Genomic DNA, 20,076 nt, shown 5'->3' on the forward strand with positions numbered 1-20,076 from the left:
TAGTCTAAAACAGAGACAACAGGCGCTAAGGGTTCAGGTTCACGACGTATGTCTGACACGACGACACAGGATTCGACAGGAAGCAAGCCAGGGGTTCTTGCCCGCAAGCTGGCGGCAACCAAAGAGGGGTCGGGAGCATTCAGCAGTTCGCTGACGCTCAAGGCGCTGCGGCGGTCGCTTGCGCGGGCAGCAGCCGAGCTGTGCGAACTGCCGCTTGCGGTTCTGGCTGCACGCCAGGTGAACCGTGCGTCGGATGAACTGCCCGAGATGCTGTCTGACAAGCATCTGTTGGTTGTTCTGGATGGCCCTGATGGCCGTCTTGGCGCTGCGACAATGGACGCCGCCCTCGTGACTGCTCTGATCCAGAAGCAGACCATTGGTCAGGTCATGGGGAAAACCCCTACAGAGCGGCATTACACACCGACCGATGCTGCGATGACAGCCGATTTCCTCGAAAGCGCCTTGAAAAAGGTGGTCGTGATGTTGGAAGGCCAATCCGACCAGGCCATCTTCTCTGGCTATCAGTTTGGCGCCCAAGTCGAGGACCTGCGCAGTCTGGCCCTGGGGCTTGAAGCCGACGATTATCGCGTTCTGACCCTGACTGTTGATCTGGCCATCGGCGCCATGCAGGGCGAATTGAACCTGATCCTGCCCGAACCCACGCCCGAGGAACTGGGCAAGGGGGGCGGCTCCGGTCCGTCTCTTGGGCGCAACCTTGGGGCCATGCGGGCCGAATTGTCCGCCGTTCTTTGCAAGATGCGGGTGCCGCTCAACGAATTTTCCGGATTGAAGACTGGCGATCTGCTGCCGCTGGATCAGGCATTCCTTTATGAAACGGACCTTCAGGCGGTGAGCGGTCAGTCGATCGCTCAAGGGCGCCTTGGGCAGTTGAATGGAGCGCGCGCGGTTCGCCTCAATCAGCCGCGCACCAAGCTGGTGAATGACATGAAAGCGGATCAAGCCGGGTTTGCAGATGGTGTCGGGGCTGACGCCATGCCTGCCGCCGCTGACGAAATGCCCACGCTTGATCTTGGCATTGCAGCCGAGGATCTGCAGGACCCCCTGGACAGCGGCATGGGCGGCGGTGGTCTCGGTTCCGGCCTGGGTGGTGATTTCGATACCGGCGGTCTGGGCGATATGAACAACCTTGGTGGTGACCTCGGCTCCGATATGGGGGGAGATCTGGGTGCGGACCTGGAGAACGATTTTGCGGCGGCCCTTGGAGGAGGGGATCTTGGCGGCAACTTCGGCGGGGATCTGGGCGGTGGCCTCGGCGGCGATTTGCCCGCGTTGCCGGACACCGGCATGGATGAGTTCAACCCGGATGATGCTGCAGCGGAAATCTCCAAACTGGCTGGACTTGGCTCTGGCTGACAAGGCGATCACGGCAGGCGCAGTTGTACTGCGGTCTCCCGATCCGTTCGCAACAGGATGAGCAAAACACGAGCCCGGCATGTTTAGATGCCGGGTTTTGCTATTTGGGGGCACTCCTGGCCACTGCTCGCAAATGCCAGGGGAGGGCATGATCCGCAGTTCGCCCCTCGATGTCAGAGCAATGAAAAAGACCTCAGCCGTAGGGCTGAGGTCTTTGAGTGTTGTGAGTGATGGTCTTAAAAGTTGGGGGTGGGAAATAATTCTTTGATCTGTCTCGCTTCGGCTCAGGACTTGCCCGCAGCCTCAAGCGCAGGACGCAAACCATCCAGCGCGTAGCCCGCTGCTGCGGTTTTGCCGAGGATCTCATCCGCCGACATCTCCTGCGCCTGACCCAGCGCCCAGACTACCGAAGAGCGGGTGCCCGATGCGCAATAGGCCAGCACCTGACCCTCGGCGCCTTCGTAGAGTTCACGCTGGCGCGCGACGTTTTCCGGCGTCATGGTCTGGTGGGTCAGCGGCAATTCTTCAAAGCGCAGCCCGGCAGCCTCGGCCGCAGCGCGGATGGCGGCGGCCTGATGGCTCGGCTGAACCTCGGAATCGGGGCGATTGCAGATCACCAGTTTGAAACCGGCTTCGGCGATTGCGGGAATGTCTTCGACCGAAATTTGCGGCGAGACGGCGTAGCGGGGCGTTATGTCACGAGCTTGCATGGGCAATCCTTTACGCCTTTGCGGCCATCCGGTCCAGTTGCACGCCGATCGGCGCCGAAGCCAGCATACCGGCCGACATGGCAGCAAGGAAAATCAGCCCACCCCAGCCGTTATAGGTCAAAGACGCGAGTGCCGGACCCGGGCACAGACCGGCCAGGCCCCAGCCCATGCCGAACAGGACTGAACCGGTGATCAGCCGGTGATCCAGTTCCGGACGCGGAAGGGTCGGGAAATCGCCGCCCACCAGCGGTTTGCGGCCATGGGTCAGACGCCAGGCAAAGAACATCGGAATAACGGCGCCGCCCATCACGAAGGCCAGTGTGGGGTCCCAGTTGCCAAAGACGTCCAGCCAGCCCTGCACCTTGGTGGTGTCGGTCATGCCGGAAATGAAAAGTCCGCCGCCAAACAGGCTGCCTGCGATAAGAGAAAGAAGAATACGCATTAGATCAGCCCCAGAACGTGACGGAAAATGGCCAGGGTCAGACCACCGGCCAGAATGTAGAAAACGGTGGCAACGATGCCGCGCAGGGACAGGCGGGAAATTCCGCAGACCCCGTGGCCGGAGGTGCAGCCATTTGCGATACGGGTTCCGACGCCAACCAGAAGGCCGGCCGCAATGATCACACCAACATTGGTGGTCATATGGGTGTCGATCTCAACGTTGTAGATCGGCCAGAGGATCAGCGGGGTGACGATCACGCCGACCAGAAAGGCCAGCCGTTCCCACAGGGTGTTCCAGCCGCTGCCATCGATGAGCCCGCCGAAAATACCGCTGGCGCCCATGATCCGGCCATTGCCCAAAAGGTAGACGGCACCGCCGAGGCCGATAATACCGCCTCCGACGAGGCCCCAGATCCAGTCTGTTTCCATTGTTCGCGTTTCCTTGGTCTTTGCGCTGCGGATATTCGTGCTGACAGCGCGTGTTTTGAAGCTGCAGCGCCGGGCCAACAGGGGCGCGGCGCTGCAACCGGGGTTCTGGTGTTAGATCTTGTTGACCGGGATTTTCAGGAAGACATCGCCCTGATCGTCCGGCTCGGGCATTTGGCCTGCGCGCATATTGACCTGCAGCGACGGCAGGATCAGCCGGGGCATGCCCAGCGTCGCGTCGCGGGCATCGCGCATCGACACGAAGTCTTCGATGCTTTTGCCCTGACCAATGTGAATGTTCAGCGCTTTCTGCTCTCCGACCGTGGTTTCCCAAGCGTATTCGTCCCGGCCCGGCGCCTTGTAGTCGTGGCCGACGAAAATGCGGGTTTCATCGGGCAGGGCCAGAATCTTCTGGATCGAGTTGAACAGCGTTTCGGACGAGCCGCCGGGGAAGTCGCAGCGTGCGGTGCCGAAATCGGGCATGAACAGCGTATCGCCGACAAAGGCGGCATCGCCGATAACATAGGTCAGGCAGGCCGGTGTGTGACCGGGGGTGTGCAGCACTTCGCCGCGCAGCTGGCCGATCATGAAGGTATCACCTTCCTTGAACAGCTGATCGAACTGGCTGCCGTCGCGCTGGAATTCGGTGCCTTCGTTGAAGACCTTGCCGAAGGTATCCTGGACGATGGTGATGTTCTCGCCGATACCGATCCTGCCGCCCAGGCGCTCTTGCAGATAGGGCGCGGCCGACAGGTGGTCGGCGTGCACGTGGCTTTCCAGGATCCACTCGGTTTTCAAACCTTCTGCAGTGATCCAGTCGATGATTTCATCCGCCGAGCTGGTGTCGGTCCGGCCTGCCGCATGATCGAAATCCAGAACCGAATCGATAATGGCACAGGCGCTGCCGTTGGGATCGCGGACAACATAGGAAACAGTATTGGTCGCTTCGTCGAAGAAGGCTTTGACGATAGGATTCATGATGGGGCTCTCCCTTGCGTTTCACTATACATATGTTGAAATCAGAATGTGTTTCAACCCTTCGCGTGTGGTTAACTTAGCTGTACCGGCGGCAGGGCGGTGTTGATCTGGCTCAATCGCGTCCCGAACCGGGTCCTGTAGAGGCGCAAAACATCTATCCGGGACTGCTGTTTTTGCCGGTATTTTGGCCGGTATTTTGCCTGTCTGCTGTGCAATTTGCCCGATATTGCGCCAACCTCCGCCGATGATGACTCAAATCAAGGAGTTTTGCTGTATTTCTGTTTCAAACCCCTGCCAGAATGTTCGAACGACAGGGAGGATGAAACATGACAGACGCAGTTTTGCTGCAGAATGCGCAGCATCTTGAAAAACAGATTCGCACCGCATCGGGGCCGACACGTGAACGGCTGGTGGATGAATTCTTCAGCGCGCTGACCCGGCTGCGTGCTTCGGGCTTGGCCATTCCAGGCACCCTGCGCCGGGTTAAGGCCAAGCTGGAAGAAGAAGCGGTGGAAAATCAGTTCGACAATATGCCGGTCTGAGCTGCCACCACGCGGAGCGGTCATTTCAAAACTTGTAGGCAACGAAAAAGCGGATCCTTGGTAGGGTCCGCTTCAGGCGTTTTGCAGGTTCTATTGCAGGGGGCCTTGGAGTGCGCGCAGGGCAGGGGTCAGGACAGGAAAATTCCGACCATGACCAGCATCAGCCCGATCACCGACAGCAGCAAAGCGCCAAGGTTCAGCGGTAGCACTGATTGCACCACGGCGCGCAGCGCCTCGTCGTCCAGTTTCTGTCGCCGCGCCTTTGCGACGCGCAGGATGCACCAGACCAGCCCCAAGAGACCACCCACGGACAGGGCCGCGCCCACCCAGACAAGGATTTCAAACATGCCAGTCTCCTGCGGTTTGCATGCTGCTGCGGGTAGCGGATTGGCCTTGTGGATGCAAGATGCTTGCAGGCTGAGACAGGTATCAGGGGCCCGCGCAGCGCGCAAAACATCGCCCGAAGGCACAATGGCGGGCTTTCCCGGCTTGCGGTGATCAGGTCGGACCGCTATCCCCTTTTATCGACCGCAATGACATGCCTTGCTGACGGAGCCGCACATGGATCTGACCGAAGACGAAAAGAGTGAAAACTACCGGGTAACCGCCGGGGAACTGCGCCAGTTCATCGAACGTTTCGAACGTCTGGACGCAGAAAAGAAGGACATCGCCGAACAGCAGAAAGAGGTGATGGCCGAAGCCAAGGCGCGCGGCTATGACACCAAGGTCATGCGCAAAGTTATCGCCCTGCGCAAGCGGGACAAGGACGACATCGCCGAAGAAGAGGCGGTGCTGGACATGTATAAAGAAGCGCTTGGCATGTAACTGCCAGCCGCTTTGCAGATTGAATTCTACCGCGCATCTCCTTTGGGTGCGCGGTTTTTCTTTGGTCCCTGGTATCAGCGCCGCAGGGCGCCGCACGGAAGCCGCCCGCAATGCAAATCGCTTCAGGTATGAAATTTTAAGCTTGAAATACTTTGCGCGCTGGCGGATATTGCCAGCAGCACTGCAAACAGAACCGAATTGAGGAGACAGGCAATGCCCGCAATCAATGTGCACCCCGAAGGCTGGAAGCCGGCCAAGGGCTATGCCAATGGCATGGTCGCCGAGGGCAAACTGCTGTTCGTCGGTGGGCAGATCGGCTGGACCGCAGATCAGGTCTTTGAGGCAAAAGACTTTATCGGTCAGATGAGCCAGGCGCTGCGCAATATCCTCGATGTGGTCGAGACTGCGGGCGGCGCGGCCAGCGATATCACCCGGCTGACATGGTATGTCACCGACAAGGCGGAATATATGGCGCATCAGGCCGAAGTGGGCAAAGCCTACCGTGACGTGATGGGCTATCACTTCCCAGCCATGACGATGGTTGTGGTCTCGGCGCTGGTCGAGGATGAAGCCAAGGTCGAGATCGAAGCCACCGCGGTTCTTTCGAACTGATCTCTCTGCCGGGCCAGATGCCTTTGGTTTTTGGCCCGCCGACACACAATTTGGTGAATTCGGTTGGAAATTCGCCCGGGATACCCCAGATCTGTCCCCGACAGATGAGGGGAGTCACAGATGCGGATCAATGCCGATTTTTCACAGCGTGTCGCGGTTCATTTTGACGATATTCCCTGGGTGCAAAGCCCGGCTGCCGGGGTCGAGCGGAAGATGCTTGACCGGATCGGCGAGGAAGTTGCCCGCGCCACGACCATCGTGCGCTTTGCGCCGGGCTCATCCTTTTCTGCGCATACTCATGACGGCGGCGAGGAATACCTCGTGCTGGACGGCGTATTTCAGGACGAAGCGGGGGACTTCCCGGTTGGTTCCTACGTGCGCAACCCGCCCACATCCCGCCACGCGCCAGCAGCTGCAGATGGCGCGATGATCCTGGTGAAACTGCACCAGTTCGACCCCGAAGATCGCCAGACTGTTCATGTCGACACCACTGAGGCGCAGGATCCGCATCTGCCGCTTTACTCCGATCCGCACGAGGATGTGTGTTTGGTGAACTGGGCCCCCGGGCTGGAAGTCTCCTTCACGGCCGAGGGCGGCGCTGAGCTGTTCGTGCTGGAAGGAAGCTATCAGGACGGGGATGAAACCTTTGGCCGCTGGGACTGGCTGCGCCTGCCTCCGGGCGGGCAACTGGATGCCAAAGCGGGTCCAGATGGAGCGCGTGTCTGGATCAAATCAGGGCATCTGACCGAGATGGTGAAAAACTAAGCAAGCGTCTTTCGTAATATAAATCAACAGCATGTCGGCCATTTCTCAGAATTGGCCGATATTTTTTGGCCCGTCAAAAATTTTACCAGTTGATAAAAAAACAAACTGTGGCACTCTGACTTGCAGAAAAATAACAGTCAGGGAGACACCCAATGGCGAGTAGCCATCAGGCATCCGGGATCCAGGCTGGACGTTTGTCCGCCCCAGAGATCGCCGAGAATTTCGGGGATCTGCATGCCCCCTATGATCAGCACGAAGCCGCCGTTGCCGCGGATCGTTGCTATTTCTGCTATGACGCGCCCTGCATGACGGCCTGTCCGACCTCGATCGATATTCCGCAGTTCATTCGCGAAATTCAGGCTGGGCATCCGACGTCAGCGGCCAAGACCATTCTGGATCAGAACATCCTTGGCGGCATGTGCGCTCGCGTTTGCCCGACCGAGACCCTGTGCGAAGAGGTTTGCGTGCGCGAAACTGCCGAAGGCAAGCCGGTCGAGATTGGCCGTCTGCAGCGCTATGCCACCGATACGCTTATGGCCAAGGGCGAGCATCCCTTCACCCGCGCCGAGGCGACGGGCAAGCGTGTTGCGGTTGTCGGCGCTGGTCCTGCGGGCCTGTCGGCCGCGCACCGTCTGGCGATGCTCGGTCACGACGTCACCGTCTATGACAGCAAGGACAAGGCCGGCGGTCTGAACGAATTCGGTATTGCCGCCTACAAGTCCACCAATGATTTCGCCGCGCGCGAAGTCGATTGGCTGCTGCAGATCGGCGGTATTTCAATGGAATACGGCAAAAAGCTCGGGTCGGAGCTGTCGCTTGAGGCGCTGAAAGGCGACTTTGACGCGGTGTTCCTGTCCATCGGTCTTGGCGGCGTCAACGCGCTGCGCAGCGAAGGCGAAGACAAGGATGGCGTGCGCGATGCAGTGGACTTCATCGCCGATCTGCGTCAGGCTGACGATCTGACCACGCTGCCCGTGGGTCGTAATGTCGTGGTCATTGGTGGCGGCATGACGGCGGTCGATGCCGCTGTGCAGTCGAAACTTCTGGGCGCCGAAAACGTCACCATCGCCTATCGCCGTGGCCGCGATGCCATGGGCGCCAGCCGGTTTGAACAGGATCTGGCGGCCTCCAAGGGCGTCAAGCTGATGTTCAACGTGATGCCCAAGGCGATCCATGGCAACGGTGCCGCTGCCGAGATTGAGCTGGAATACACAGAGGTCAAGGATGGCCGCGTAACCGGCACTGGCGAGACCCTGCGCCTGGCAGCGGATCAGATCTACAAGGCGATTGGTCAGACCCTTGAGGGACAGCCCGACGGGCTGGAGATCGACGGTGGCAAGATCAAGGTCTCGGAAACCGGGCGCACCTCGGTTGCCGGTGTCTGGGCCGGGGGCGACTGTGCCTCGGGTGGCGAAGACCTGACCGTGACCGCCGTGGCCGAGGGCCGCGATGCCGCAATGGACATTCATTCCAGCCTGATGGGCTAAGCCAGTCGGTCCTCCCGCATCATCAGGGAGGGCAGGCGAGCATGAAAAGGAACAGACAAATGGCTGATCTGACATCTGAATTTCTGGGGATCAAATCTCCGAACCCGTTCTGGCTGGCCTCGGCGCCGCCGACTGACAAGGAATACAACGTCCGCCGCGCCTTTGAGGCTGGCTGGGGCGGTGTGGTCTGGAAGACCCTCGGTTCCGAAGGCCCGCCAGTGGTCAACGTCAACGGGCCGCGTTACGGCGCGATCTGGGGCGCGGACCGGCGTCTGCTAGGTCTCAACAATATCGAGCTGATCACCGACCGCAGCCTTGAGACCAACCTTGAGGAAATCACCCGCGTCAAGAAGGACTACCCGGACCGCGCGGTGATCGTCTCCATCATGGTGCCTTGCGAGGAAGAAGCCTGGAAGGCGATCCTGCCCAAGGTCGAAGCCACGGGTGCCGACGGGATCGAGCTGAACTTCGGCTGCCCGCACGGTATGGCCGAACGTGGCATGGGCTCTGCCGTGGGGCAGGTGCCGGAATACATCCAGATGGTCACGGAATGGTGCAAGAAATACTATTCCAAGCCGGTGATCGTGAAGCTGACGCCGAACATCACCGATGTGCGCTTCCCGGCCCGCGCGGCCAAGGCGGGCGGCGGCGATGCGGTGAGCCTGATCAACACCATCAACTCCATCGTCTCGGTTGACCTCGACAACATGGCGCCCGAGCCGACCATCGGCGGCAAGGGTACCCACGGTGGCTATTGCGGCCCGGCGGTAAAGCCGATTGCCATGAACATGGTTGCGGAAATCGCCCGCGACCCGCAGACACATGGCCTGCCGATCTCGGCCATCGGCGGCGTCACCACCTGGAAAGATGCGGCTGAATTCATGGCGCTTGGCGCGGGCAACGTTCAGGTCTGCACCGCGGCGATGACCTATGGCTTCAACGTGGTGAAAGAGATGATCTCGGGCCTGTCCACCTGGATGGACGAAAAGGGCTACACCTCGACCCAGGACTTCATCGGCATGGCGGTTCCGAACGTGACCGACTGGCAGTATCTGGATCTGAACTATGTCGCCAAGGCAAAGATCAGCCAGGATGACTGCATCAAATGCGGTCGCTGCTTTGCCGCCTGCGAAGATACCTCGCACCAGGCCATCGAGATGAGCGAAGACCGCACATTCACGGTGAAAGATGACGAATGCGTCGCCTGTAACCTGTGTGTCAACGTCTGCCCGGTCGAAGGCTGCATCACCATGGAAGAGGTGCCCGCCGGTCAGGTTGACTTGCGCACCGGCAAGGTGGTGTCGGATCAATACGCCAACTGGACGACGCATCCGAACAACCCCTCGGCCACGGCTGCTGAGTGAGCTTTCGCTCTTAACGTTTTGATAACAAATAAAGAGGGGCGTCCGATGCGGGCGCCCCTTTTGCTGTTTCATGTAGTGTGACGTGGGGTAGTTAACCCGTTGGCGTCAGCATGCGCCGATAGAAGGTATCCAGGAACGCAGGTGCTGCCTCGAACGGATCTTCTTCTCCCATCAGGGTGCGGACCTGAACGTCGAAATCCGCATAGTGTTGGGTCAGCGACCAGATCGAAAAAATCAGATGTTTGGGGTGGCTGGGCTGCAGTTTTCCGTCGTCCATCCAGCCTTGGATTACGGCAGCTTTTTCCTCGACCAGCTGTTTCAGATCGGTCGAAAGCGCCTCCAGCATACGCGGCGCGCCTTGCACGATTTCATTGGCAAACAGTCGGCTTTCACGGGGGAAGTCCTGGCTCATCTGCAATTTGCGCTGCACATAGGCCAGCATTTCCTCCAGCGGCTCACCCTCGGGATCCAACTCCCGCAAGGGGTCCAGCCAGGTATCCAGAAGTTCCGAGAGCAGCGCGGTGAAAATCGCCTCTTTCGACGGGAAATAGTACAGCAGATTTGGCTTCGACAGCCCGGCCTCACCCGCGATCTGATCCACGGTGGCGCCACGGAAACCATGGGTGGAAAACACCTCAAGCGCGGCGTCGAGGATGGCGGCGCGATTCTTTTTCTGAATGCGGGTTGGGGATCTGTCCTTGGGCATTGGCGGGTTTTCTGTCCTTGGGTGTCCGGGCGTCGGAAGAACGCCTCTATTTCACACATTTCACCTGTAAACCAAGTGTTTTCCCAGTCCTTGTGACGCAATTTCTTGACTGACTGCGCCCTCATGGTAGCTTGAGTTTGACCAGTTGGTCAAATCCGGTCCGAAAAGACTTTGACCAACGCTTCAAAGCCACCAAAATGGCGCCAAGCCAAAAATAGCCCGCAAAACAGACGGGACCAACAGGAAGGAAGCTGCGATGACGTCGCTTGGACAGAATCTGAAGATCAATGGCGATCGGCTGTGGGACAGTCTGATGGAGATGGCCAAGATCGGCCCCGGCGTTGCGGGCGGCAACAACCGTCAGACCCTGACCGATGAAGATGCCGAAGGGCGCGCCCTGTTCCAGAAATGGTGCGAGGATGCCGGATGCACCATGGGGCTCGATCAGATGGGCAATATGTTTGCCCGCCGCGAAGGCACCGATCCCGATGCGCTGCCGGTCTATGTGGGTTCGCACCTTGATACCCAGCCGACGGGCGGCAAATACGACGGCGTGCTTGGGGTTCTGGGCGGCCTCGAATTAATCCGCTCGCTCAACGATATGAATATCAAGACAAAACACCCCATTGTGGTGACCAATTTCACCAATGAGGAAGGCACCCGTTACGCCCCGGCGATGCTGTCGTCCGGGGTTTTTGCCGGCATCCATACGCAGGACTGGGCCTATGACCGCGAAGATGCGGAAGGCAAGAAATTCGGTGATGAGCTGAAGCGGATCGGCTGGCGCGGTGACGAAGAAGTCGGCGCCCGCAAGATGCACGCCTTCTTTGAACTGCATATCGAACAGGGCCCGATCCTTGAGGCTGAAGGCAAGGATATTGGCGTTGTCACCCATGGGCAGGGGCTGAGCTGGACGCAGGTGACGATCACCGGCAAGGATGCGCACACCGGGTCGACCCCGATGCCGATGCGCCGCAATGCCGGCCTTGCCATGGCGCGAGTGCTGGATGCGGTGGACGAAATCGCATGGTCCCATGCGCCGCATGCGGTTGGCGCGGCAGGTCATATCGATGTCTTCCCCAATTCGCGCAACGTGATCCCCGGCAAAGTGGTTTTCACTGTCGATTTCCGCAGTCCCGAGCTGGAGGTGATCGAGGATATGGAACTGCGCCTGCGGGAGCAGGGACAGGAAATCGCCGATGCCATGGGCGTGCAGATCGAGTTCGAGAAGGTCGGCGGCTTTGATCCGGTGAAATTCGATGATGCCTGCGTGACGGCAGTGCGCAGCGCCGCCGAGCGGCTGGGCTATTCCCACCTCGACATTATCTCGGGTGCCGGCCATGATGCCTGCTGGATCAACCGCGTGGCACCGACCGCAATGGTCATGTGCCCCTGTGTCGACGGGCTAAGCCACAATGAAGCCGAAGAGATCAGCAAGGACTGGGCCGAAGCAGGGGCAAACGTCCTGTTCCACGCCGTGGTCGAAACTGCTGAGATCGTGGAATAATCCGGTGACCCTCAAGCCCATGTTCCGGACCCTGCTGTTGCGGCGGATGGTCCTACGGTGATCGGCGCCGGCCTCTCCATCCCCGATCGGATCAAACATCTGATCGAGACGGAGGTCGCTGAATTCCCAATCACCAGTAACGTGGGCTTTGAAACCCTTGCCGCCTTTCGCAGCGCGCTGTGCGAGCCGGAAGAGGTCACCGTCAATTTTTCCGGCGGCCTGACACAGGACTGTTGGGCCGTCACCCAGCTGAATGGCGACTACCGGGTGATATATCTGCCGCTGGCGGGCTACTTCTCGCTTTGCGTTGAATCTGTTTTCGGCCCGCTCGACATCGGCGTACACGGACATGCAATCGGTTGTTTCAGTTCAGTCTGAAACGGATCGAACATATAAATAACAGGGAGTTAGAAACCATGAGTAAAGTCATCAAGAACGGGACCATCGTCACGGCTGACCTCACCTACAAGGCCGACGTGCTGATCGAAAACGGTGTGATCACCGAAATCGGCCCCGATCTGAAGGGGGACGAGCAGTTGGACGCGACCGGCTGTTACGTGATGCCGGGCGGGATCGACCCGCACACCCATCTGGAAATGCCTTTCATGGGGACCTATTCCTCGGATGATTTCGAAAGCGGTACCCGCGCAGGTCTGGCGGGCGGCACCACCATGGTTGTCGACTTTGCCCTGCCGAACCCGGGCGAAAGTCTGCTGGATGCGCTAAAACGCTGGGACAACAAATCGACCCGCGCCAACTGCGACTATTCCTTCCACATGGCCGTGACATGGTGGGGCGAGCAGGTCTTTGACGAGATGAAGACCGTGATCGAAACCCGCGGCATCAACACCTTCAAGCATTTCATGGCCTATAAAGGCGCGCTGATGGTGAACGATGATGAGCTGTACTCCTCCTTCCAGCGCCTGTCGGAACTGGGCGGTATCGCCATGGTGCACGCTGAAAACGGCGATGTGGTGGCCGAGCTGAGCGCCAAACTTCTGGCCGAGGGCAACAACGGCCCCGAGGGGCACGCCTATTCCCGCCCGCCGCAGGTCGAAGGCGAGGCCACCAACCGCGCCATCATGATCGCCGATATGGCCGGTGTGCCGCTTTATGTGGTGCATACCTCCTGCGAGGACAGCCACGAGGCCATCCGCCGCGCCCGCATGCAAGGCAAACGCGTCTGGGGTGAGCCGCTGATCCAGCACCTGACGCTGGATGAAAGCGAGTATTTCAACCAGGACTGGGATCACGCCGCGCGCCGGGTGATGTCGCCGCCGTTCCGCAACAAAAAGCATCAGGACAGCCTCTGGGCGGGTCTTCAGTCCGGTTCGCTGTCTGTCGTGGCGACCGACCACTGCGCCTTCTCGACCGAGCAGAAACGCTATGGCGTGGGCGATTTCACCAAGATCCCGAATGGCACCGGCGGCCTTGAAGACCGTATGCCGATGCTGTGGACCCACGGTGTTGAAACCGGCCGCCTGACGCCGAATGAATTCGTGGCCGTCACCTCGACCAACATCGCCAAGATCCTGAATTGCTATCCGAAAAAAGGTGCGGTTCTGGTGGGCGCCGATGCCGATCTGGTGGTACTGGACCCGAACAAGACCAAGACCATCAGCGCCGAGACTCAGCAGTCCTCCATCGACTACAACGTCTTCGAAGGCAAGGAGGTCAAAGGCCTGCCGCGCTTTACCCTGACGCGCGGCCATGTCGCCGTCTACGACGGGGAGATCCGCACGCAGGAAGGCCACGGCAAGTTCGTCGAGCGCGAGGCCAACACCACCGTCAACAAGGCGCTGTCGACCTGGAAAGAGCTGTCCGCGCCGCGTCCGGTGGAACGGTCCGGTATTCCGGCAACCGGCGTGTAATTGGTATCAAACAGGAGACGGGCCTCCGCACATGGTGGCCCGGCCTCCCGTCCTATTAAGGCAACGACATGTACAACGAAACGACTACCCAGGCCGGATCCCCCCAGGCCGTCGTCGAAGCGCGCAACCTGGACCTGGTGTTTGAAACCAACGACGGGCCGGTGCAGGCGCTGAAGGATGTAAACCTCACCATCAACAAGGGCGATTTCGTCAGCTTCATCGGCCCCTCGGGCTGCGGCAAGACCACCTTTCTGCGGGTGATGGCGGCGCTGGAACACCCGACTGGTGGCAGCATCACGGTTAACGGCATGACCCCGGATGAGGCGCGCCAGAAACGCGCCTATGGCTATGTGTTTCAGGCGGCGGGGCTGTATCCCTGGCGCACCATCGCCAAGAACATCAAGCTGCCGCTTGAGATCATGGGATACTCCAGGGAAGAGCAGGACAAGCGCGTCGCGCAGGTCCTTGAACTGGTGGAACTTTCCGGTTTTGGCGGCAAATACCCCTGGCAATTGTCCGGCGGGATGCAGCAGCGGGCCAGTATCGCCCGCGCGCTGGCCTTTGATGCCGATATCCTGTTGATGGACGAACCCTTTGGCGCGCTGGATGAGATCGTGCGCGATCACCTCAACGAACAGCTGCTGAAGCTTTGGGCGCGTACGGACAAGACCATCGGTTTTGTCACCCACTCGATCCCCGAGGCGGTGTACCTCAGCACCAAGATCGTGGTGATGTCGCCGCGTCCGGGCCGGATCACCGATGTGATCGAAAGCACCCTGCCAAGGGAACGGCCGCTCGATATTCGTGACAGTCAAGAGTTCATCGACATCGCGCACCGGGTGCGCGAGGGTCTGCGCGCGGGGCATTCCGATGACGCATGACCGCACGTTGATCCCGAATGGGGAGGGCAGGCCATGAAGAGCTTTTTTGCCGTTCTCACCGTTGTCGCCGCTATCATTGCCTTCTGGTATGCAGCCTGCGTTCCGATGAACATCAAGGGCGTTCTGGATCAGGCAGAACGGGCAGGGGCCGAAATCACCCCGGCGACTGCCAAGGAACGCCGCGATATGGGCACCTTTGGGTTGGTGGCGAAGAACACTTTTGCCATTGGGGACACTTGGGCGCAGGACCGCCCGCGTTTGCCCGCGCCGCATCAGGTCGCGGTGGAACTGTGGAAAACCACGGTGCAGAAAAAGGTCACCTCGAAGCGTAGCCTGATCTACCACGGGCAGGTGACGCTCTCTGCGACGCTGCTGGGTTTTGCCATCGGCACGGGCCTGGGGATCCTTCTCGCCGTGGGTATCGTGCATTCCAAGGTGATGGATATGTCGGTGATGCCCTGGGCCATTGTCAGCCAGACCATTCCGATCATCGCGCTGGCGCCAATGATCATCGTGGTGCTATATTCCATTGGGGTGCAGGGGATCCTGCCAAAGGCGATCATCTCGGCCTATCTCAGTTTCTTCCCGGTCGTTGTTGGTATGGTAAAGGGCCTGCGCAGTCCCGACGCGATGCAGCTGGACCTGCTGAAGACCTATAGCGCCAGCACCTCGCAGGGTTTTTGGAAGCTGCGGTTGCCGTCCTCGCTGCCGTATCTTTTTGCCTCGCTCAAGATCGGTATCGCCGCCTCGCTGGTGGGGGCCATCGTCGGGGAGCTACCGACTGGCGCGGTTGCGGGCCTTGGCGCGCGGCTTCTGGCAGGCAGTTACTATGGGCAGACGGTGCAGATCTGGTCGGCGCTGTTCGCAGCGGCCATTCTGGCGGCGCTTCTGGTGGCGCTTCTGGGGCTGATCGAACGGGTAGTTCTTAAACGCATGGGGATGAGCGCATGATCGAAGTTGTTATTGCTGCTCTGGTCTGGATCGCGGGCTGGTGGATCAACAGCCGTTTGGCCAATAGTCCCGCGGCCAAGACGCAAGCGGTGAAACTGGCCGTCCCGCTGATCTTTGGCGTGACCGTGCTGATCGTCTGGGAACTCTTGGTGCGGGGGCTTGAGGTCTCCATGGTGATCCTGCCTGCGCCTTCGCTGATCGCGGCGCGTTTTGCCACCTCGATCCCGATCCTGTGGCAGGATTTCTCCCAGACCTTCATCAAGGGGGCTTTGTCCGGCTACATCATGGGCTGCGTGGCTGCGCTGCTGATGGCGGTGGCTGTGGATCGCAGCGACTTCCTGCGCCGGGGGCTGCTGCCCGTGGGTAACTTTGTCGCGGCGCTGCCGATTGTCGGTACCGCGCCCATTCTGGTGATGTGGTTCGGCTTTGACTGGCAGTCCAAGGCGGCGGTTGTCGTGGTGATGGTCTTCTTCCCGATGCTGGTGAACACGGTTGCCGGTCTTCGGGAAACCTCGGCCATGCAGCGCGACCTGATGCAAACCTACGCGGCGAGCTATTGGCAGAGCTTTTTCAAGCTGCGCCTGCCGGCTGCGCTGCCCTTCATCTTCAACGGGCTGAAGATTTCCACGACGCTGGCGCTGGTTGGCGCAATCGTTGCGGAGTTCTTTGGCTCGCCCACCGTGGGCATGGGCTTCCGGATTTCCACCAGCGTCGGCCAGCTGGCGCTGGATATGGTCTGGGCCGAAATCCTGGTGGCCGCGCTGGCCGGGTCCGCCTTTTATGGCGTGATCGCACTGGTCGAGAAAACACTGACCTTCTGGCACCCTTCGCAGCGGGGCTGAAGAGTGATCCACCACCCGGAAATACGTCTTCGGGTGGTGGCAAGAACGGCGCTGCGGCCCATGGTTGAACGGTAAAAATGCCGTGGATAGCATGGGCGCAGCGCGCTGCTTAATCCTTGCGCGCGGGCAGCGATGCCCAAGTTTGATATAGAAAAAAACTTTGAACAAATGGTCAAATTCGCGCAAGCTCTATCCATAACAACAGGGAGAACCTACCAATGAAACACATTCTGACAGCCGCCGCGCTGGCGCTTGGCGCAGCCGGAGCCGCGCAGGCAGCCGACGACGTTAAGCTGCAGTTGAAATGGGTGACACAGGCACAGTTCGCTGGCTATTACGTGGCGCTCGACAAAGGGTTTTACGAAGAAGAAGACCTGAACGTCACCATCCTGCCTGGCGGCCCGGATATCGCTCCGACGCAGGTGATCGCAGGTGGTGGCGCTGATGTGACCGTCGAATGGATGCCTGCCGCGCTGGCAGCCCGCGAAAAGGGCCTGCCGCTGGTCAATATCGCACAGCCGTTTAAGTCCTCGGGCATGATGCTGACCTGCTGGAAAGACACCGGCATTTCCGAGCCTGCGGACCTGGCCAACAGGACCCTGGGCGTGTGGTTCTTCGGCAATGAATTCCCCTTCATGAGCTGGATGAGCAAGCTGGGCATCTCCACCGAAGGTAAGGGTGAGATGGGCGTCGAAGTGCTGAAGCAGGGTTTCAATGTGGACCCGCTGCTGCAGCGTCAGGCCGACTGCATCTCGACCATGACCTATAACGAATACTGGCAGGTCATTGACGCAGGCGTCTCCCCGGATGAGCTGGTGACCTTCAAGTACGAAGATCAGGGCGTCGCGACGCTGGAAGACGGTCTTTATGTGCTCGAGGAAAACCTCAGCGACGAAGCCTTCACCGACAAGATGGAGCGTTTCGTGCGCGCCTCGATGAAAGGCTGGAAATACGCCGAGTCGAACCCGGATGAAGCGGCCGAGATCGTGCTGGACAACGACGCCTCGGGCGCACAGACCGAAATGCACCAGAAGCGCATGATGAGCGAAGTTGCCAAGCTGACCGCAGGTAGCAACGGCGCGCTGGATGTGGCCGACTATGAGCGTACGGTTGAAACCCTGCTGACAGGCGGTTCTGCCCCGGTGATCACCAAGACGCCCGAAGGCGCCTGGACCCATGCCATCACCGATGCAGCCCTGAAATAAGGCTTTTCGGGCACGGCCCGGATTAAAATGACCCGCCGCTGCGCTCTGCAGTGGCGGGTTTTTTCATGCCTGTTTGGTTGAAGCCTGGGCTGGCGCCTCAGGATTGTTCCAGGAACCCGCCGTAAAGCCCCTGTTTGAAAACCAGCCCTTTGCCCGCCTGCCTGGTGAAGCCGATCACTTGGCCGAGGATGATCGTGTGATCGCCCGCGTGATGGGCGCTGTGGGCGGCGCAGTCAAACCGCGCAATCACTCCATCAAGGTGTGGTGTCCCATCCTCGGCGGCTTGCCAGTCAACCGGGGCAAAATCATCGCCGCTGCGGGCGAAATGGATCGCCAGATCCAGCTGGTCCTGCGCCATGACATGAATGGAAAACCGCTGCGCCGAGACAAAGGCATCGTGCCGCAGGGAACTGCGCGCCGGGCACCAGAGCAGCAGGGGCGGATCCATCGACACCGAGGTGAAACTGTTGGCGGTGATCGCCAGCGGCCCGTTTTCCGTCAAGGTGGTGATCACGGTGACGCCAGTCGCGAAACATCCCAGTGCGTCGCGATAGGCCCGGAGGGTCTCCGGGCCGGGGGTGATTGTGGTTTCCGGCATGTCGCGCGCCTTCTGTCAGGTCTTGCTCCCGACCTGCCATGCGTCGCCCTGTTTGTCCACAGGGTTCAGGTCCTGCAAAAGGCGACCGTGCTGGCGTGTCTGCGCGACCACATCCCTCAGCGTGGTAAACCCGCGTGCCTCCAGCATCGGCAGCATCCGGCACAGGACCTCGGCCGTGGCGCGGGCATCGCCAAGCGCGGTATGCCGCAGCGCCGCCGGGATGGTCACATCCAGCCTCTCACAGAGTGCATCCAGCGTATGCGGCACCGAGGCGCCGAACAGGACCGCGCTCAGCAGCACCGTATCCAGTACCGGGTGATCCCATGTCAGGCCGCTTTTCTTGGCGGCGCGGCGCAGGAATGCCATGTCAAAGGGCGCATTATGCGCGACGATTACCGCGTCCGTCGCGAAATGATGGAAGGTGGCAGAAACGCTTGTGATGTCGGGGGCGTCTTTCACCATGGCATCGGTGACACCGTGCACCCGGGTGGAGGCCGCCGGGATCGGCGCGCCGGGATTGACCAGAAGGTCCAGAGTTTCACCTTCGACGATGCGGCCGCGCAGAACCCGCAGCGCACCCAACTGCACAACGTGGTCCTTATGCGGCAGCAGACCGGTGGTTTCGGTGTCAAACACGGCAAAAGACAGATCGGACAGGGGCCTGTCCTCGATCCTGCGCGTCGCGGGATTGAGCAGGGCAAAGTCATAGATCAGCGGGCGGGCGGCCTCGGGTGGGATTTCCGCCTCGGCGCTGTCAAAGATCACGACATAGCCATGCGAATCCCCGAGCGGTTTCAGCTGTACGCCATAGGTCTGGCGTCCATCGGTGCCGGTGATACGGGCGCTGACCTCCTTGCCGGTGCGGATCATCTTCTTATGGGCGGCCTCCAGCAGGTCGCGTTCGAGGTAGTCACCCAGCGAGGCGCCAAGGCGGGCAGGGGCGATCTGGGACAGAACCGCCGCGGCCTGCGCGTCATATAGAACGATCCGGTGATCGGGCGCCGCCATCACGGTAGCAACGGGAACCTCGGAAAGCAGCGTTGTCAGCCGGGCCTTTTCCGCTTCCAGCCTCTCGGTCTCACGGGCGATGGCCTCGGCGGTGGAGAGGGTCGCGGCGCCCAGCTGACCAGCCAGATCCGAGGCCGCCGGGGCCAAATCGCCAAGGTAGCGCGCCGTGTTCTGATCCAGCGCGGAAGTGACGCCACCATGGGCCCGTGCGCGCAGATGCGCGGCCAGCCGTTCGATCGGCTTGGCGACGTTTTCATCAAACAGAAGCCAGATCCCGGCGCAAATCCCAAGGATGGCAAAGAGGCTGAGCGCGCCGGAAAACACGAAGGCATCCAAAAGCTCTGGCGCGGCGGCCCGGGTATAACCGATCCATAGGGCGACCACGACGGCGGCGATTGCGGCAAGCGCGATCAGGCAGAAAAACAGGAAAATCCGCAGTCTGAGGCTCAGCCGTGTCAGCATCAGACCGCTCCGCAGAATGTGGTCAGAAGGCCGTCGTCTTCGGGTGGGGTGATCCAGTCAACTGCCGCATCATTGGTCCCAAAGGCGCCGCCAGAGGCCACCACGGCGCGGCGCCAGCCGGTGCAGTCCAGCCGCGCGGTCAGGGTACTGACAGGGGACCAACGGCCAAAGAAATAGACTTCTGCCAGATATTGCCCGGGCAGCTCGGCATGGCGTTTCGCGCTGGCCACATCAACCGCGGCGAACCGTTCAGTATAGGGCACAAGATAGGTCCAGGGCCGGTAAAGGCTGCGGTTCTGACCGGTTTCAGCCACCACGACCCCATCGGGCAGGGCAGCGCGGGTGCGATCGTACCAGCCGTATTCCGAAGCAATCGTAACGCCGATCATTGCCAGGGCAGCGGCCACAGGCGCCAGCCATTTTGGCAGCCGTCCGCCGCTGATCCGTCCCGCCAGCATGACGACGCCTGCCACGGCAATACCGGCAAAAATCACCGCGATCAGTTCCAGAAACATCCGTGT

23 protein-coding genes are annotated in these 20,076 nt (G+C 60.3%); 14 read left to right on the plus strand and 9 right to left on the minus strand.

Annotated elements, in window-relative coordinates:
- The first annotated feature begins 48 nt into the window (after positions 1–48).
- Complete coding sequence (locus tag SM766_RS13290) at positions 49–1,374, plus strand: FliM/FliN family flagellar motor switch protein (RefSeq protein ID WP_368948063.1); 1,326 nt, start codon at positions 49–51, stop codon at positions 1,372–1,374.
- A 284-nt stretch (positions 1,375–1,658) separates the two neighbouring features.
- Here the strand turns inward: SM766_RS13290 and SM766_RS13295 are convergent, their stop codons facing one another.
- The 4 genes from SM766_RS13295 to SM766_RS13310 all read right to left on the minus strand — a co-directional run bounded on the left by SM766_RS13295 (position 1,659) and on the right by SM766_RS13310 (position 3,929).
- Entirely contained in the window at positions 1,659–2,084 is a 426-nt protein-coding gene (locus tag SM766_RS13295) for a protein tyrosine phosphatase family protein (protein ID WP_274833420.1), read from the minus strand.
- A 10-nt stretch (positions 2,085–2,094) separates the two neighbouring features.
- On the minus strand, positions 2,095–2,526 hold the full coding sequence (locus SM766_RS13300; protein ID WP_065270536.1) for a DUF6691 family protein: 432 nt from the start codon (positions 2,524–2,526) through the stop codon (positions 2,095–2,097).
- Complete coding sequence (locus tag SM766_RS13305; RefSeq protein WP_065270535.1) at positions 2,526–2,954, minus strand: YeeE/YedE family protein; 429 nt, start codon at positions 2,952–2,954, stop codon at positions 2,526–2,528. Before SM766_RS13305 ends, SM766_RS13300 begins: the two co-directional genes overlap by 1 nt.
- 111 nt (positions 2,955–3,065) lie before the next feature.
- The gene (locus SM766_RS13310; RefSeq protein ID WP_368948064.1) at positions 3,066–3,929 is read right to left on the minus strand and encodes an MBL fold metallo-hydrolase; all 864 of its coding nucleotides are present in this window, start codon (positions 3,927–3,929) and stop codon (positions 3,066–3,068) included.
- 326 nt (positions 3,930–4,255) lie between these two features.
- On the opposite strand from SM766_RS13310, the gene SM766_RS13315 reads away from it, so the two are divergent.
- Complete coding sequence (locus tag SM766_RS13315) at positions 4,256–4,471, plus strand: hypothetical protein (protein ID WP_368948065.1); 216 nt, start codon at positions 4,256–4,258, stop codon at positions 4,469–4,471.
- A 128-nt stretch (positions 4,472–4,599) separates the two neighbouring features.
- Here SM766_RS13315 and SM766_RS13320 read toward each other — a convergent pair whose 3' ends face one another.
- A complete protein-coding gene (locus SM766_RS13320; protein WP_065270532.1) occupies positions 4,600–4,818 on the minus strand; it encodes a hypothetical protein in 219 nt (72 codons plus the stop codon).
- A 214-nt stretch (positions 4,819–5,032) separates the two neighbouring features.
- Here SM766_RS13320 and SM766_RS13325 point away from each other — a divergent pair, with 214 nt between their 5' ends.
- The 5 genes from SM766_RS13325 (at position 5,033) to preA (ending at position 9,524) form a co-directional block, all read left to right on the plus strand.
- Positions 5,033–5,296 carry a DUF2312 domain-containing protein gene (locus SM766_RS13325; protein ID WP_065270531.1) on the plus strand — a complete coding sequence of 88 codons (264 nt, stop codon included), beginning with the start codon at positions 5,033–5,035 and terminating at the stop codon, positions 5,294–5,296.
- A gap of 213 nt (positions 5,297–5,509) precedes the next feature.
- Positions 5,510–5,908: a RidA family protein gene (locus tag SM766_RS13330; protein ID WP_065270530.1), complete on the plus strand. Its 399-nt coding sequence runs from the start codon at positions 5,510–5,512 to the stop codon at positions 5,906–5,908.
- Positions 5,909–6,028: 120 nt separating this feature from the next.
- Positions 6,029–6,673, plus strand: coding sequence for a cupin domain-containing protein (locus tag SM766_RS13335; protein ID WP_368948066.1), 645 nt, complete (start codon positions 6,029–6,031; stop codon positions 6,671–6,673).
- Between the two features lie 152 nt (positions 6,674–6,825).
- Positions 6,826–8,160: an NAD(P)-dependent oxidoreductase gene (locus tag SM766_RS13340; RefSeq protein ID WP_368948067.1), complete on the plus strand. Its 1,335-nt coding sequence runs from the start codon at positions 6,826–6,828 to the stop codon at positions 8,158–8,160.
- A gap of 59 nt (positions 8,161–8,219) precedes the next feature.
- Positions 8,220–9,524: an NAD-dependent dihydropyrimidine dehydrogenase subunit PreA gene (gene preA, locus SM766_RS13345; RefSeq protein WP_368948068.1), complete on the plus strand. Its 1,305-nt coding sequence runs from the start codon at positions 8,220–8,222 to the stop codon at positions 9,522–9,524.
- 91 nt (positions 9,525–9,615) lie between these two features.
- Here the strand turns inward: preA and SM766_RS13350 are convergent, their stop codons facing one another.
- Entirely contained in the window at positions 9,616–10,230 is a 615-nt protein-coding gene (locus tag SM766_RS13350) for a TetR family transcriptional regulator C-terminal domain-containing protein (protein ID WP_368948069.1), read from the minus strand.
- A 256-nt stretch (positions 10,231–10,486) separates the two neighbouring features.
- On the opposite strand from SM766_RS13350, the gene SM766_RS13355 reads away from it, so the two are divergent.
- The 7 genes from SM766_RS13355 to SM766_RS13385 all read left to right on the plus strand — a co-directional run bounded on the left by SM766_RS13355 (position 10,487) and on the right by SM766_RS13385 (position 17,487).
- Positions 10,487–11,737, plus strand: coding sequence for a Zn-dependent hydrolase (locus SM766_RS13355; protein WP_274837200.1), 1,251 nt, complete (start codon positions 10,487–10,489; stop codon positions 11,735–11,737).
- Positions 11,738–11,794: 57 nt separating this feature from the next.
- A complete protein-coding gene (locus SM766_RS13360; RefSeq protein ID WP_368948070.1) occupies positions 11,795–12,115 on the plus strand; it encodes a hypothetical protein in 321 nt (106 codons plus the stop codon).
- A gap of 38 nt (positions 12,116–12,153) precedes the next feature.
- On the plus strand, positions 12,154–13,608 hold the full coding sequence (gene hydA, locus SM766_RS13365) for a dihydropyrimidinase (RefSeq protein ID WP_065270523.1): 1,455 nt from the start codon (positions 12,154–12,156) through the stop codon (positions 13,606–13,608).
- A gap of 68 nt (positions 13,609–13,676) precedes the next feature.
- Entirely contained in the window at positions 13,677–14,489 is an 813-nt protein-coding gene (locus tag SM766_RS13370; protein WP_368948071.1) for an ABC transporter ATP-binding protein, read from the plus strand.
- A gap of 33 nt (positions 14,490–14,522) precedes the next feature.
- Positions 14,523–15,440, plus strand: a complete 918-nt coding sequence (locus SM766_RS13375; protein ID WP_368948072.1) for an ABC transporter permease — start codon at positions 14,523–14,525, stop codon at positions 15,438–15,440.
- Complete coding sequence (locus SM766_RS13380; protein ID WP_368948073.1) at positions 15,437–16,282, plus strand: ABC transporter permease; 846 nt, start codon at positions 15,437–15,439, stop codon at positions 16,280–16,282. Before SM766_RS13375 ends, SM766_RS13380 begins: the two co-directional genes overlap by 4 nt.
- Positions 16,283–16,500: 218 nt before the next feature.
- A complete protein-coding gene (locus tag SM766_RS13385) occupies positions 16,501–17,487 on the plus strand; it encodes an ABC transporter substrate-binding protein (RefSeq protein ID WP_065270519.1) in 987 nt (328 codons plus the stop codon).
- A 97-nt stretch (positions 17,488–17,584) separates the two neighbouring features.
- Here the strand turns inward: SM766_RS13385 and SM766_RS13390 are convergent, their stop codons facing one another.
- Genes SM766_RS13390 through SM766_RS13400 form a run of 3 tightly spaced genes read right to left on the minus strand, consistent with a single transcriptional unit; the run spans position 17,585 to position 20,070 of the window.
- On the minus strand, positions 17,585–18,085 hold the full coding sequence (locus SM766_RS13390) for a flavin reductase family protein (RefSeq protein WP_368948074.1): 501 nt from the start codon (positions 18,083–18,085) through the stop codon (positions 17,585–17,587).
- 15 nt (positions 18,086–18,100) lie between these two features.
- Positions 18,101–19,555: a 3'-5' exonuclease gene (locus tag SM766_RS13395; protein ID WP_368948075.1), complete on the minus strand. Its 1,455-nt coding sequence runs from the start codon at positions 19,553–19,555 to the stop codon at positions 18,101–18,103.
- Complete coding sequence (locus tag SM766_RS13400; protein WP_368948076.1) at positions 19,555–20,070, minus strand: hypothetical protein; 516 nt, start codon at positions 20,068–20,070, stop codon at positions 19,555–19,557. Before SM766_RS13400 ends, SM766_RS13395 begins: the two co-directional genes overlap by 1 nt.
- Between the last annotated feature and the right edge of the window lie 6 nt (positions 20,071–20,076).

Source organism: Pseudophaeobacter sp. A-200-2 (assembly GCF_041008815.1).
GTDB classification, from domain to species: Bacteria; Pseudomonadota; Alphaproteobacteria; order Rhodobacterales; family Rhodobacteraceae; genus Phycobacter; species Phycobacter gallaeciensis_A.